This window comes from Ralstonia sp. UNC404CL21Col (assembly GCF_000620465.1).
Classification (GTDB): domain Bacteria; phylum Pseudomonadota; class Gammaproteobacteria; order Burkholderiales; family Burkholderiaceae; genus Ralstonia; species Ralstonia flatus.
Genome location: NZ_JIBE01000003.1, coordinates 1,208,644 through 1,222,800 on the forward strand (window position 1 = coordinate 1,208,644; position 14,157 = coordinate 1,222,800).

The following is a 14,157-nucleotide window of genomic DNA, read 5'->3' on the forward strand; positions in this document are numbered from 1 at the left end:
ACGGGTTGTTGGGTTTATGCAGCTGCGTGGAATCGAACGATACCGTCCGCGCCGGTTTCGCGCACCAGTTCGCCTTGATGCCACAGCGCATGCAGGTGGGCAAGCGCCTCGCCCATCGCGAAGGTCATCTGATGCACATCGAACTGGCGTTTGAAGATGACGTTGACGATGTCGCGGGCCGATTGCGGCGCGGCTCTGCACGCAGCCAACGTTTCGGCCAGCCGGTCCGCATGGTGGTCGCGCAACTGCCGGATGCGCGTATGCAGCCCGCGGAACGGCCGCCCGTGCGACGGCAGGATCAGCACGTCCGCCGGCAGCGGCTCGTATTTGCCCAGCGAATCCAGATACAGCGTGAGCGAATCCGCTTCAGGCTCCAGATCGAACACGCTCACGTTGGTGGAAATGCGCGGCAGGACCATGTCGCCGGAAATCAGCACGTTGGCATCTTCACTGTAGAGCGCGACGTGCTCGGGTGCATGGCCGAAGCCGGTAATGACACGCCACTGGTGCTGGCCGATGGCGACGACGTTGCCGTCCATCAGGCGGCGGTATTGGCTGGGCACGCCGGGCACGAGCGTGCTGTAGTAATCCTTGCGGTTGCGGATGCCTTCGATGGAGGTCGGGTCCGTCAAGCCGTGGCGCTCGAAATGGCGCGCGGCAAATTCGCCGCCGGCGTTCGATGCGCCGGTGCCGCCCACCAGCATGCGCGCGAAGGCGTAGTCGCCCAGGCTCATCCACAGGCGCACGTTCCAGCGTTTCTCATCGCCGCCTTCGCACAGCCAGCTCGACAGGCCAACGTGGTCCGGATGGCAGTGCGTGACCAGCACGCGCAGCACCGGCAGGCCGTCCAGGTGGTTCGTGAAAATGCTTTCCCAATACCCGCGGATCGCTTCGTGGTTGATGCCGCAATCGATGATCGTCCAGCCATCTTGTCCGTCCTGCCGATCACGCAGCAGCCAGAGGTTGATGTGATCGAGCGCAAACGGCAGCGGCATGCGCAGCCAGTAGACGCCGGGGGCGACTTCAAACCGCGTGCCGCCTTCGGGAAGCGTGTCGCCAAAGGGATAGTCGAGTTGGTGTTCGAGCGCGTTCATGGGAATGTGGTCTCGGTCGCCGCCTTGAGCTGCTGTGCGGCGGTCTCTGCGATTGCGGTTTGGCGACATTGACGCTAACGTAAACGTCAATTCGCCGCCGGTCTTCCATCTTAAGCGAAAACTTAATGTCGCTGGCCGGCGTGCATGTGTCATCACACCTCTGTCGTTACTCCGTTCCCGCCGTATGTCTGCCTCTACTCCGTCTGCCGCCGCCGCGCTTGCCGCCGATCTTGAATCGGGCGATGCCGGCGCGCTTGCCGACGCAAGCTTTACCATCACCGACCTTGCACGCGAGTTCGACATCACGCCGCGCGCCATCCGCTTCTATGAGGATCAGGGCCTGCTCGCCCCGGACCGCCAGGGCCCGGGCGGGCGTCGACGCGTGTATTCGGCCGGCGAACGCACACGCCTGAAGCTGACCTTGCGCGGCAAGCGGCTCGGTCTGTCGCTGGGCGAGATCAAGGAGATCCTGGATCTGTATGAATCGCCGCGCGATACGGTGCCGCAGCTGGAGCGCTTTCTGGCGTCGCTCGCGCAGCATCGCGCGGTGCTCACGCAGCAGTTGGAAGACCTGAACGCGCAACTGGCCGAGATCGACCAGCACGAACGCCAATGCCGCCGGCTGCTGGAGGATGCGCAGGCCGGAACGGGCAAGCCGCCCAAGCGACGCAAGGCCGCCTGATCCGCAAATCTACGTAATCGCCAAGTCATTGACGTTTACGTAAACGTCAATACAATACGCAACACCTCGCAGCACCCTCCCGGCACCGGTGTGCCCGCCATAAGCGGTGTGCACCGCACAGCGCCAGACCACTTACCCGAGACAACGCGGCTTGAACCGCGCCCAAGGAGACCACCATGATTGATCTGCCCGGCCTGAAATTCGACTTGGGCGAAGACATCGAGATGCTGCGTTCGGCCGTGCGCGATTGGGCGCAAGGCGAGCTGGCACCGCGTGCCGGCGAAATCGACCGCACCGATCAGTTCCCGATGGATGCGTGGCGCAAGATGGGCGAGCTGGGCGTGCTGGGCATCACGGTGGCCGAGGAGTACGGCGGCGCCAACATGGGCTACCTGGCGCACATGATCGCCATGGAAGAGATCAGCCGCGCATCGGCGTCGGTGGGCCTGTCGTATGGCGCGCACTCGAACCTGTGCGTGAACCAGATCCACCGCAACGGCACGGCGGCCCAGAAGGCCAAATACCTGCCCAAGCTGGTTTCCGGTGAATGGGTGGGCGCGCTAGCCATGAGCGAGCCGAATGCCGGGTCGGACGTCGTCAGCATGAAGCTGCGCGCAGAGCTGAAAGGCGACCGCTACGTGCTCAACGGCACCAAGATGTGGATCACCAACGGACCGGACTGCGACGTGCTGGTCGTCTACGCCAAGACGGAGCCCGAACTGGGCGCGCGCGGCATGACGGCGTTCATCGTCGAGAAGGGCATGAAGGGCTTCTCGGTGGCGCAGAAGCTGGACAAGCTCGGCATGCGCGGCTCGCACACGGGCGAACTGGTGTTCGAGAATGTGGAAGTGCCGGTGGAGAACATCCTCGGCCAGGAAAACGGCGGCACCAAGGTGCTGATGAGCGGCCTGGATTACGAGCGCGCGGTGCTCTCCGGCGGCCCGATCGGCATCATGCAGGCCTGCATGGACGTGGTCACGCCGTATATCCACGATCGCAAGCAGTTCGGCCAGAGCATCGGCGAATTCCAGCTCATCCAGGGCAAGATGGCCGACATGTACACCACGCTGCAGGCGTGCCGTGCGTACTTGTACACGGTGGGCAAGAACCTCGACTCGCTTGGCCGCGACCACGTGCGCCAGGTGCGCAAGGACTGCGCCGGCGTGATCCTCTACACCGCCGAGAAGGCCACCTGGATGGCCGGCGAAGCCATCCAGATCCTGGGCGGCAACGGCTACATCAACGAATTCCCGGTCGGCCGCCTGTGGCGCGACGCCAAGCTGTACGAGATTGGCGCCGGCACGTCGGAAATCCGCCGCATGCTGATCGGCCGCGAGCTGTACGCAGAGACAATGTAACTGGCGAGTGCAAGCGGGGCTGGGGCACGGGGCCATCAGCCAAACGGATAAGGAGGCGCAACGGTTTCAGGACGCGAACACGGTACCGAAGACCCTACAATCTAGGTCTGCCTGGTTTGCTGGTTTTGCCGCTTCCCTGCCCTCCCCGCGCACACGCCATGTCCCATTTTCCCAAGCTTCTCTCGTCGCAGATCGCCTTTGACGTCGCCCGCACGATGCTCGACGGCTTCGACAAGCACTACCGCTTGTTTCGCGAAGTCAGCGTGCAGGCCAAGACGGCGTTCGAGACCGGGGACTGGGCCGGCCTGCAGCAACTGCAGCGCGACCGCATCGCCTACTACGACGAGCGCGTGCGTGAAGCCTCGGTCATCCTGGAAGACGAATACGACGCCGAGAACATCGACGACGAGATCTGGCGCCAGATCAAGCTGCACTACATCGGCCTGCTGACCAACCATCACCAGCCGGAACTGGCCGAGACCTTCTTCAACTCGGTGTGCACGCGCATCCTGCACCGTTCGTACTTCAACAACGATTTCATCTTCGTGCGGCCAGCCATCTCGACGGAGTACATCGAGAACGAAGAGTCGCCCACCAAGCCGACGTACCGCGCGTACTACCCCGGCACGCGCGACGGCCTGGGCGCCTGCTTCGAGCGCATCGTCCACAACTTCCAGCTCAACGCACCGTTTGAAGACCTGGAGCGCGACATTGGTTACGTGGTGCGCGCGGTAGGCGAGCACTTCGGCGATTTCCGCATCGCGCCGAATTTCCAGATTCACGTGCTGTCGTCGCTGTTCTTCCGCAACAAGGCCGCGTACATCATCGGGCGCGTGATCAACGGCGACAAGACGTTCCCGCTGGCCGTGCCGATCCTGCGCAATGCCGCGGGCCAGCTTTCGCTCGACACGGTGCTGCTGCGGCAGGAACAGCTGCTGATCCTGTTTTCGTTCACGCACTCGTATTTCATGGTGGACATGGAGATTCCGTCCGCCTACGTGACGTTCCTGCGTGACCTCATGCCGCGCAAGCCGCGCGCCGAGATCTACACCTCGCTGGGCCTGCAGAAGCAGGGCAAGAACCTCTTCTATCGCGACTTCCTGCATCACCTGCAGCATTCGTCGGACAAATTCATCATCGCGCCGGGCATCAAGGGCCTCGTGATGCTGGTGTTCACGCTGCCGTCGTACCCGTACGTGTTCAAAGTCATCAAGGACTACTTCCCGCCGCCCAAGGAAACCACGCGCGAGCTGATCAAGAGCAAGTATCAGTTGGTGAAGCGCCACGACCGCGTCGGGCGCATGGCGGATACGCTGGAGTATTCCGACGTGTCCTTCCCGCTCTCGCGCTTTGACGACGACCTCATCAAGGAGCTGGAGAAGCACGCGCCGTCGATGGTCGAATACCAGCGCAGCGAAGACGGCAGCGAAGAGATCGTCATCCGGCACGTCTACATCGAGCGCCGCATGACGCCGCTGAACATCTGGCTGCAGGAAGGCACCGATGCGCAGGTCGAGCACGGCATCATCGAATACGGCAACGCCATCAAGGAACTCATCGCCGCGAACATCTTCCCGGGCGACATGCTGTACAAGAACTTTGGCGTGACGCGCCACGGCCGCGTGGTCTTCTACGACTACGACGAGATCGAATACCTCACCGACTGCAACGTCCGCACCGTGCCCGAACCACGCACGGAAGAAGAGGAAATGTCCGGCGAGGTCTGGTACAACGTCGGCCCGCACGACATTTTTCCGGAGACGTACCGCACGTTTCTGCTGGGCGATCCGCGCGTGCGTGAAGCCTTCCTCAAACACCACGCGGACTTCTTCGAAGCGTCCATGTGGCAGGGATACAAGGAGCGCCTGCTCTCCGGGCAGATGCACGATTTCTACGCGTATGACGCAGCGGAGCGCTTCGTCAATCGCTACGGCGCGAGCGCGCCCGACAACGCAGCGCAAGACAACGCGACACTGCAGCGCGCCGCCGCTTAACCCTCTCACCACGACGGGAAACCATGCCACATCGCATCAAAGAGCTGTTCGAGAACAACCGCAAATGGGTCGAGCGGGTCAACGCTGAAGACCCGGCGTTCTTCTCGAATCTGGCCAACCAGCAGAACCCGGAATACCTGTGGATCGGCTGCTCGGATTCGCGCGTGCCGGCCAACCAGATCATCGGCTTGCCGCCGGGCGAGGTTTTCGTCCACCGCAACATCGCCAACGTCGTCGTGCACTCCGACTTGAATTGCCTGTCGGTGCTGCAGTTTGCGGTGGAAGTGCTGAAGATCCGGCACATCACCGTGGTGGGCCACTACGGCTGTTCAGGCGTGAAGGCCGCGCTGACGAAGCAACGCTTCGGCCTGGCTGACAACTGGATTCGTCACGTGCGGGATGTGGCCGAGCAGCATGAAACGTATCTGGGCACGGTGGTCCGCGAGCAGGATCAGCACGACCGGCTGTGCGAGCTGAACGTGATCCATCAGGTCAACAACGTGTGCCTCACGACGATCGTGCAGGACGCGTGGGATCGCGGGCAGCCGCTGACGGTTCATGGCTGGATCTATGGCGTGAAGGACGGGATGCTGCGCAATCTGGGGATGGCGGCGAGTTCGAATGAGGAACTGCATGCGCAGCTTGCTGATGCTTGGTTGAACTATGGGAAGGAAGGGAGTGTGCCTAGTCCGGTGGGGTTTTGAGCTTTTGCTTTTTTGAGGGATGGATTTGATGTTGGTGGTTCATCCCCCTTTCGTACCCTGCCGGGCACGACTCACTTTTCTTTGTCTTGCCAAAGAAAAGTAAGCAAAAGAAAGGCGCGCCCGAGATGGCGAAAGATTCCTTGAATTTATGTCGCAGAGAGGGAGGACAGGCAAACCCCCTCCCCCAAAAAAGCCTCCCCTCTTTTTCCTCTCTGCAACAGAAATTCAAGGCGCCATCTAGGGCAGTAACGTCAACGGCCAAACCGTCGACCACGAGTGCAGTAGAAATCGGCAGCACAACGCAAAGCGGAGCGAGCAACACAGCAACAAACAAGAGCCACCCAGGACAGCACACAGATTGTGTGGCCGTACCCTGCCCTAGATGGCGCCTTGAATTTGTGTAAGCGGGCGGAAAAAGAGAAGGACCGCTGTTTGAGGCCCTTTAGGGCCGAGTTTCGGTCCTTCTCCGCCCGGTTACACAAATTCAAGGAAGGGGTCGCCATCTCGGGCGCGCCTTTCTTTGCTTACTTTCTTTGGCAAGACAAAGAAAGTGAGTCGGCCCCGGCAGGGGACGAAACGGAGATGGACCAACAAGGCCCACCCAACAAGCAAGAGACACACAACCCCTGCACCACAAGTGCAGAACATGTCCCAAGCACAGTTCCAGGAGATTGCAGCAATGTCCGACCGCATCGTCATCGCCTCAGCAGCCCGTACCCCGATGGGCGCCTTCCAGGGCGAACTCGCCAGCCTCACTGCCCCGCAACTCGGCGCCGCTGCCATTCGCGCTGCGGTCGAACGTGCGGGCTTGAAACCGGAACAGATCGAAGAAGTCATCATGGGCTGCGTGCTGCCTGCGGGCCAGGGGCAGGCACCGGCACGCCAGGCCGCACTGGGCGCGGGCCTGCCGCTATCGGTCGGCTGCACCACGGTCAACAAGATGTGCGGTTCGGGCATGCGCGCGGCCATGAATGCGTATGACGCGCTGCTCGCGGGCTCGGTCGACGTGGTGGTTGCGGGCGGCATGGAAAGCATGACCAATGCGCCGTACCTGATCCCGAAAGGCCGTGGCGGCTATCGCATCGGCCACGGCATGATCTACGACCACATGATGCTCGACGGCCTGGAAGACGCCTATGAAAAGGGCCGCGCCATGGGCACCTTCGGTGAGGACTGCGCCGAGAAGTACGGCTTCACGCGCGAAGCCCAGGACCACTTCGCGATGACGTCCGTGCGCCGCGCGCAGGAAGCGACCGAATCCGGCGCGTTCCGCTGGGAGATCACGCCCGTCACCGTGTCGGGCAAAGCCGGCAAGGGTGACGATAGCGTCATCGACACCGATGAAGGCCCGCGCCGCATCAAGGTCGACAAGATCCCCTCGCTCAAGCCCGCGTTCAAGAAGGACGGCACGGTGACGGCCGCATCGTCTTCGTCGATCAACGATGGTGCGGCTGCGCTGGTGATGATGCGGGAGTCGACTGCCAAGCAGCTGGGCATCACGCCGCTGGCGGTGATGCTCGGCCACACCACGCACGCGCAAGAACCCGGCTGGTTCACCACGGCGCCGGTCACGGCCATCGACAAGCTCTTCAAGAAGCTCGATTGGAACTCGGGCAACGTCGACCTGTTCGAGATCAACGAGGCATTTGCCGTGGTGCCGATGGCCGCGATGCACGACCTGCGCATCCCGCACGAGAAGGTGAACGTGAACGGCGGCGCGTGCGCGCTGGGCCATCCGATCGGCGCCTCGGGCGCACGTGTGATCGCGACGCTGCTGGGCGCCCTGCGACACCGCGGCGGCAAGCGCGGCGTGGCCAGCCTGTGCATTGGCGGCGGCGAGGCCACGGCTGTCGGCATCGAACTCTACTAAGGCGCGCGCATGACGAACGCAACATCGCGCCGCACGCGCACCGCGCTCATCCTGGGCGCGTCGCGCGGCATCGGCCTGGAAACCGTCACGCAGTACCGCGCGGATGGCTGGCGCGTGATCGCCACCGTGCGCACGCAGGAAGCCGCGCAGGCGCTGCAGGCGTTGGGCGCGGAAACGCACGTGCTCGACCTCACCGACCCCAACGCCGTCGCGGGCCTTGCATGGAAGCTCGACGGCGAAGCGCTGGACGTGGCGATCTACGTGGCGGGCATCTACGGCCCGCGCACGCAGGGCGCCACGCCCGTCAGCCAGGCGGATTTCGATGCCGTGATGCACACCAACGTGTGGGGCCCGATGAGCGTGCTGCCCGCCGTGCTGCCCATGGTGGAAGCCGGACGCAATGGTGCGGATGAGGCCGGCGGCGTGCTTGCCGTCATCTCCAGCCGCATGGGCAGCATCGGCGAGATGGAGAGCAACGGCGGCTGGCTGTATCGCGCGAGCAAGGCCGCGGTGAATGCCGTGCTGCGCGCCGTGTCGCTCGATACCAAGAACGCCACGTGCCTGACCTTCCACCCGGGCTGGGTGCAGACCGACATGGGCGGTGCAGGCGCGGCCATCACGCCGCAGGAAAGCGTGGCCGGCATCCGCCGCGTGATTGCCGGCGCCACGCGCGCCGACAACGGCGGCTTCCGCAACTACGATGGCAGCGTCATTGCATGGTGAGGCCGAAACAATGCTGCTGACCCAAGAGCAAGAGATGATTCGCGACGCCATCCGCACCTTCGTGCGCGAGGCGATCACCCCGCACGCTGCCGCATGGGACCGCGATGCGACGTTCCCGAAAGACGTGCACCGCCAGCTCGGCGAGCTGGGCGCCTATGGCGTGGCCGTGCCGGAAGAACTCGGCGGTGCGGGGCTCGACTACCTGTCGCTGGCGCTGATCCTGGAAGAGATTGCCGCGGGCGACGGCGGCACCTCCACCGTCATCAGCGTGAACAACTGCCCCGTCTGCAGCATGCTGATGGCGTTTGCGAACGATGCGCAGAAGCAGCAGTGGCTCGTGCCGCTGGCGCGCGGCGAGATGCTGGGCGCGTTCTGCCTGACCGAGCCGCACGTCGGCTCCGACGCATCGGCGCTGCGCACCACGGCCGTGCGCGATGGCGACCACTGGGTCCTCAACGGCGTGAAGCAGTTCATCACCAGCGGCAAGCATGCCGACGTGGCGATCGTCATGGCCGTGACCGACAAGGCCGCAGGCAAGCGCGGCATCAGCGCGTTCCTGGTGCCGACCAACACGCCGGGCTACATCGTCGCGCGGCTCGAAGACAAGCTCGGCCAGCACTCGTCCGACACGGCGCAGATCGTGTTCGAAGACTGCCGTATCGCCGCCGATTGCCTGCTGGGTGAAGAAGGCGCCGGCTACAAGATGGCGCTGTCCGGGCTGGAAGGCGGGCGCATCGGCATTGCCGCGCAGAGCGTGGGCATGGCGCGTGCAGCCTTTGAAGCCGCGCTGGCGTACGCCAAGGAGCGCGAGAGCTTCGGCCAGCCGCTGTTTGCGCACCAGGCCGTGCAGTTCCGCCTGGCCGAGATGGCGACGCGCGTCGATGTGGCGCGGCAGATGGTCTGGCATGCGGCCAGCCTGAAAGATGCCGGCCTGCCGTGCCTGAAAGAGGCCGCCATGGCCAAGCTCAACGCCAGCGAGATGGCCGAGCGCGTCTGCTCCGATGCCATCCAGGTCTTCGGCGGTTACGGCTACGTCAGCGACTTTCCGGTGGAGCGCATCTACCGCGACGTGCGCGTGTGCCAGATCTACGAGGGCACGAGCGATATCCAGAAAATCCTGATCGCCCGCGCGCTGGCGTAGGCGGTCTCAACTCTCAACGCACCAGGCATGACTGCAGTGACTTCCCCTGTTTCGAACCACCCGCGCTTTGACGCGATCCTCTTCGATTGCGACGGCGTGCTGGTCGACAGCGAACCCATCGTCAACCGGCTGATCTGGGAGATGCTGACCGAGCTTGGCATCAGCATCAGCCTGGAAGATTCCATCCAGCGCTTCCTGGGCAAGGCCATCCGCGAAGAACTCGATGCGATTGCCGAGATGCGCGGTGCACCGCTGCCGCCGAACTGGCTGTCGACGTTCCAGGCGCGACGCAACGCGCTGCTCGAAGCCGAAGTGGAAGCCGTACCGCATATCGGGCACGCCATCGATGTGCTGTCCAGGCTCGGGCTGCCGATGGCCGTGGCTTCCGGCGCGGATCGCATGAAGGTTGAACTGCAGCTCAACCGCACCGGGCTGATCGAGCATTTCCGGCCGACCGACGTGCGCATCTTTTCGGCCACCGAAGTCGCGCGCAGCAAGCCCGCGCCCGATGTGTATCTGCTGGCCGCCAGCAGCCTTGGCGTATCGCCGTCGCGCTGCCTGGTGATCGAGGACAGCCCAACCGGCGTCACTGCCGGGCACGCTGCCGGCATGACGGTGCTGGCGTACGCCGGCCGCAACGCGCCCGGCCCGTTGATCGCCGCCGGTGCAACGCGCGCGTTTACCGACATGCGCGAGCTGCCGGAGCTGCCGGAGTTGCTGGCCTGATGCCTGCTGCACAAACCCGGTCCATCGGCCCAGCCGACGCTTGCCCGTGCGGCAACGGCGCCTACGCGCGCTGCTGCGGCCCGTTCCACGCAGGCGACGCCGTGCCGGTCACCGCTGAACAATTGATGCGCTCGCGCTACAGCGCCTATGTGCTGGGCGATACGGCGTACCTGCGGCGCACGTGGCATCCATCCACCTGCCCCACCGACCTGGAGACCAGCGAAGCAGACGCCGCCGCCACGCGCTGGCTCGGCCTGGACGTCAAGCGCCACACGCCGCAAGACGCCACGCACGCGACGGTGGAATTCGTCGCCCGCTACAAGGTGGGCGGCCGCGCGCATCGCCTGCATGAAACCAGCCGCTTCGTCCGCCTGGACGCCAGCGGCGCTGAATCCGCCGAAGGCCGTTGGCTGTACGTCGACGGCACCTTCCCCGACTGAACCGCACCGACCTTCCCGCACTGCTGCCATGCCGACGCTAGAGACCAAGCTGAACCCCCGCGCTGAAGACTTCAAGGCCAACGCCGATGCCATGCGCACGCTCGTCGCCGACCTGCGCGACAAGGTGGCGCGCATCGCCCAGGGCGGCGGTGACGACGCCCGCGCCAAGCACCTCGCCCGCGGCAAACTGCTGCCGCGCGACCGCGTGCAGCAACTGCTCGACCCCGGCACGCCGTTCCTGGAGTTCTCGCAGCTGGCCGCGTACGGCATGTACGACGACGCCGCACCGGGCGCCGGCATCATCACCGGCATCGGCCGCATCTCGGGGCAGGAATGCGTGATCGTCTGCAACGACGCCACGGTCAAGGGCGGCACGTATTACCCGATGACGGTGAAGAAGCACCTGCGCGCGCAGGAGATTGCCGAGCAGAACCACTTGCCCTGCGTCTACCTGGTCGATTCGGGCGGCGCCAACCTGCCGAACCAGGACGACGTGTTTCCCGACCGCGACCACTTCGGCCGCATCTTCTACAACCAGGCCAACCTGTCGTCGAAGGGCATTCCGCAGATTGCGGTCGTGATGGGTTCGTGCACGGCGGGCGGCGCCTATGTGCCGGCCATGAGCGACGAGTCGATCATCGTCAAGGAACAGGGCACGATCTTCCTGGCCGGCCCGCCGCTGGTGAAGGCCGCGACCGGCGAAGTGGTGAGCGCAGAAGACCTCGGTGGCGCCGATGTGCACACGCGCCTCTCCGGCGTGGCGGATTACTTCGCCAACAACGATTCGCACGCGCTGGCGCAAGCCCGCAGCATCGTCGCGCACCTGAACCGCCGCAAGCCCGAGCAGGTGCAGATTCATGCGCCGGTCGAGCCGCGCTACGCGGCCGAAGAACTCTACGGCGTGATCCCGACCGACACGCGCAAGCCGTTCGACGTGCGCGAAGTCATTGCCCGCATCGTCGACGATTCCGCCTTTGACGAATTCAAGGCGCGCTACGGCACGACGCTCGTCTGCGGCTTTGCGCGCATCTGGGGCTACCCGGTGGGCATCATCGCCAACAACGGCATCCTGTTTTCGGAGGCGGCGCTCAAGGGCGCGCACTTCATCGAGCTGTGCTGCCAGCGCAAGATCCCGCTGGTGTTCCTGCAGAACATCACCGGCTTCATGGTCGGCCGCAAGTACGAAAACGAAGGCATCGCCAAGAACGGCGCGAAGATGGTGACGGCGGTGGCGACGGCGCAGGTGCCGAAGTTCACGGTCATCATCGGTGGCTCGTTTGGCGCGGGCAACTACGGCATGTGCGGCCGCGCCTATTCGCCGCGCTTCCTGTGGATGTGGCCGAACGCGCGCATCTCGGTGATGGGCGGGGAGCAAGCGGCCAGCGTGCTCGCCACCGTGCGCCGCGACGGCATCGAGGCCAAGGGCGGCCAGTGGAGCGCGGATGAAGAAGCCGCCTTCAAGGCGCCGATCCGCGACCAATACGAGCGCCAGGGCCATCCGTACTACGCCAGCGCACGCCTGTGGGACGACGGCGTGATCGACCCCGCCGACACGCGCAGCGTGCTGGGCCTGGGGCTGTCGGCCAGCCTGAACGCACCGATCGGCGACATGAACTTCGGCGTGTTCCGCATGTAAGCGGGCCGCCCATCGAACAGGGATCTGCAGTGAACAGCAACACCGCGCGAACGTGGCGCAGCGCCTTGGCAGCCGTTGGCTGCGCGCTGCTGCTTGCCGCCGCGCATGCGAGTGAAACGGCGCCGCCGGGCATCAGCGAGACCATCGTTGAGGTGCCCAAGTCTGCGGGCATCTTCACCGTCAAGCTGGAGACGACCGTCTACAAGCCGGCCGGCGACGGGCCCTTCCCGCTCATCGTGCTCAATCACGGCAAGGCGCGCGGCAAGGCGGCATTCCAATCGCGTGCCCGTTACAGCGAGCAGGCGGCGGCGCTGGTCGCACGCGGCTACGTGGTTGCCATCCCGATGCGGCAGGGGTTTTCGAAATCCGGCGGCGCGTATATCGGCAGCGGCTGCAACGTCGAAGCCAACGGCATCATCCAGGCAGAAGACGTGGTGGCCGCACTCGACTACATGACCGCGCAGCCGTACGTGGACCGCAACCGCATCGTCGTCATGGGCCAGTCGCACGGCGGTTTGACCACGCTGGCCTTCGGTACCATCGCCTACCCCGGCGTGCGTGGGCTGGTGAACTTTGCCGGTGGCCTGCGCAACGACACCTGCGTCGATTGGGAAGGCAATCTCGTGCGCGCCTTTGAAACGTACGGCCGCCAGTCACGCTACCCGTCGCTCTGGTTCTACGGCGACAACGACAGCTACTGGCCCAAGCCGATGCCCGAGAAGATGTTCGCGGCCTACACGAGTGCGGGCGGCAAAGGCCGGCTGGTGGATTTCGGCACCTTCAGGGGCGACTCGCACGGCATGTTCGCCAGCCACGCGGGGTTGAGCATCTGGCTGCCGCAGGTCGACGCCTTCCTGCGCGAACTGGGCTTGCCCGCAGGCCCTGTCGGTCCGGTCGGCCCAGCCAGCCCCACAGCCGCAGAGGCCTCCGGCGCCGACGACCCCAAGTCCGACACCAACAAGGAGCCGGAATGAACACTTTCGAGACCCTCGCCTTCGCACAGAACGGCGCCGTCGCCACACTCACGCTGAATCGGCCTGACGTGCGCAACGCCTTCAACGAGACCGTCATCGCCGAGCTGACCGGTGCGTTCCGCGCGCTGGCCGATGAGCCCAGCGTGCGCGCCATCGTCCTGTCCGGCAACGGGCCCGCCTTCTGCGCGGGCGCCGACCTCAACTGGATGAAGAAGATGGCGGGCTACTCCGATGACGAGAACCGCGCCGACGCCCTGCGCCTGGCAGAAATGCTGCGCGCCATCTACACCTGCCCCAAGCCCGTGATCGCGCGCGTGCAGGGCGACACGTATGCCGGCGGCGTCGGCCTGGTCGCCGCGTGCGACATCGTCGTCGCTGTCGACACGGCCAACTTCTGCCTGTCGGAAGCGAAGCTTGGCTTGATTCCGGCCACCATCAGCCCATACGTGATCCGCGCGCTGGGCGAGCAGGCATCGCGCCGCTACTTCATCACCGCAGAGCGTTTCTCCGCCGCAGAGGCGCATCGCCTGGGCCTCGTGCATGAGCTGGTGAGCGCAGACGCCCTTGACGCCAAGGTGGGCGACATTACCGCCGCGCTCGTCGCCAACAGCCCGAATGCCGTTCGCGAGAGCAAGCGCCTCGTGCGTGAAGTCTCTGGCGCCGCTGTCAACGACGCCTTGCTGGCGGATACCGCCGAGCGCATCGCCGCCATCCGCGCCTCGGAAGAAGGCCGCGAAGGCGTGCAAAGTTTCCTGGGCAAGCGCAAGCCGAACTGGCTGCTGCCGGCCTGACCCGCATAACAACGAAACCACGCA

The 14,157-nt window shown here is 64.7% G+C and carries 13 protein-coding genes; 12 read left to right on the plus strand and 1 reads right to left on the minus strand.

Annotation, left to right across the window (positions count from 1 at the left end; genetic code table 11):
* Positions 1-14 precede the first annotated feature (14 nt).
* Positions 15-1,094 (minus strand): MBL fold metallo-hydrolase, encoded by a 1,080-nt coding sequence (locus tag N511_RS0105815; RefSeq protein ID WP_027678427.1) that lies wholly within the window; start codon positions 1,092-1,094, stop codon positions 15-17.
* Positions 1,095-1,278: 184 nt separating this feature from the next.
* Here N511_RS0105815 and N511_RS0105820 point away from each other — a divergent pair, with 184 nt between their 5' ends.
* From N511_RS0105820 to N511_RS0105875, 12 genes are all read left to right on the plus strand, one after another.
* Positions 1,279-1,776, plus strand: coding sequence for a MerR family transcriptional regulator (locus N511_RS0105820; RefSeq protein WP_027678428.1), 498 nt, complete (start codon positions 1,279-1,281; stop codon positions 1,774-1,776).
* Positions 1,777-1,952: 176 nt separating this feature from the next.
* Positions 1,953-3,134, plus strand: coding sequence for an isovaleryl-CoA dehydrogenase (locus N511_RS0105825; RefSeq protein WP_004633702.1), 1,182 nt, complete (start codon positions 1,953-1,955; stop codon positions 3,132-3,134).
* Between the two features lie 158 nt (positions 3,135-3,292).
* Positions 3,293-5,128: a bifunctional isocitrate dehydrogenase kinase/phosphatase gene (gene aceK, locus N511_RS0105830; RefSeq protein ID WP_027678429.1), complete on the plus strand. Its 1,836-nt coding sequence runs from the start codon at positions 3,293-3,295 to the stop codon at positions 5,126-5,128.
* Positions 5,129-5,151: 23 nt separating this feature from the next.
* The gene (can, locus tag N511_RS0105835; RefSeq protein WP_027678430.1) at positions 5,152-5,832 is read left to right on the plus strand and encodes a carbonate dehydratase; all 681 of its coding nucleotides are present in this window, start codon (positions 5,152-5,154) and stop codon (positions 5,830-5,832) included.
* Between the two features lie 679 nt (positions 5,833-6,511).
* The gene (locus tag N511_RS0105840; RefSeq protein WP_027678431.1) at positions 6,512-7,702 is read left to right on the plus strand and encodes an acetyl-CoA C-acetyltransferase; all 1,191 of its coding nucleotides are present in this window, start codon (positions 6,512-6,514) and stop codon (positions 7,700-7,702) included.
* A gap of 9 nt (positions 7,703-7,711) precedes the next feature.
* A complete protein-coding gene (locus N511_RS0105845) occupies positions 7,712-8,425 on the plus strand; it encodes an SDR family oxidoreductase (RefSeq protein ID WP_027678432.1) in 714 nt (237 codons plus the stop codon).
* 10 nt (positions 8,426-8,435) lie between these two features.
* Positions 8,436-9,566, plus strand: coding sequence for an acyl-CoA dehydrogenase family protein (locus tag N511_RS0105850; protein WP_027678433.1), 1,131 nt, complete (start codon positions 8,436-8,438; stop codon positions 9,564-9,566).
* Positions 9,567-9,593: 27 nt separating this feature from the next.
* Positions 9,594-10,292 carry an HAD family hydrolase gene (locus tag N511_RS0105855; RefSeq protein ID WP_027678434.1) on the plus strand — a complete coding sequence of 233 codons (699 nt, stop codon included), beginning with the start codon at positions 9,594-9,596 and terminating at the stop codon, positions 10,290-10,292.
* Complete coding sequence (locus N511_RS0105860) at positions 10,292-10,732, plus strand: YchJ family protein (RefSeq protein WP_027678435.1); 441 nt, start codon at positions 10,292-10,294, stop codon at positions 10,730-10,732. Before N511_RS0105855 ends, N511_RS0105860 begins: the two co-directional genes overlap by 1 nt.
* A gap of 28 nt (positions 10,733-10,760) precedes the next feature.
* Positions 10,761-12,368, plus strand: a complete 1,608-nt coding sequence (locus N511_RS0105865) for a carboxyl transferase domain-containing protein (RefSeq protein WP_027678436.1) — start codon at positions 10,761-10,763, stop codon at positions 12,366-12,368.
* A gap of 29 nt (positions 12,369-12,397) precedes the next feature.
* Positions 12,398-13,342 carry a dienelactone hydrolase family protein gene (locus N511_RS0105870; protein WP_027678437.1) on the plus strand — a complete coding sequence of 315 codons (945 nt, stop codon included), beginning with the start codon at positions 12,398-12,400 and terminating at the stop codon, positions 13,340-13,342.
* The gene (locus N511_RS0105875; protein ID WP_027678438.1) at positions 13,339-14,133 is read left to right on the plus strand and encodes an enoyl-CoA hydratase/isomerase family protein; all 795 of its coding nucleotides are present in this window, start codon (positions 13,339-13,341) and stop codon (positions 14,131-14,133) included. Before N511_RS0105870 ends, N511_RS0105875 begins: the two co-directional genes overlap by 4 nt.
* The last annotated feature ends 24 nt before the right edge of the window (positions 14,134-14,157 follow it).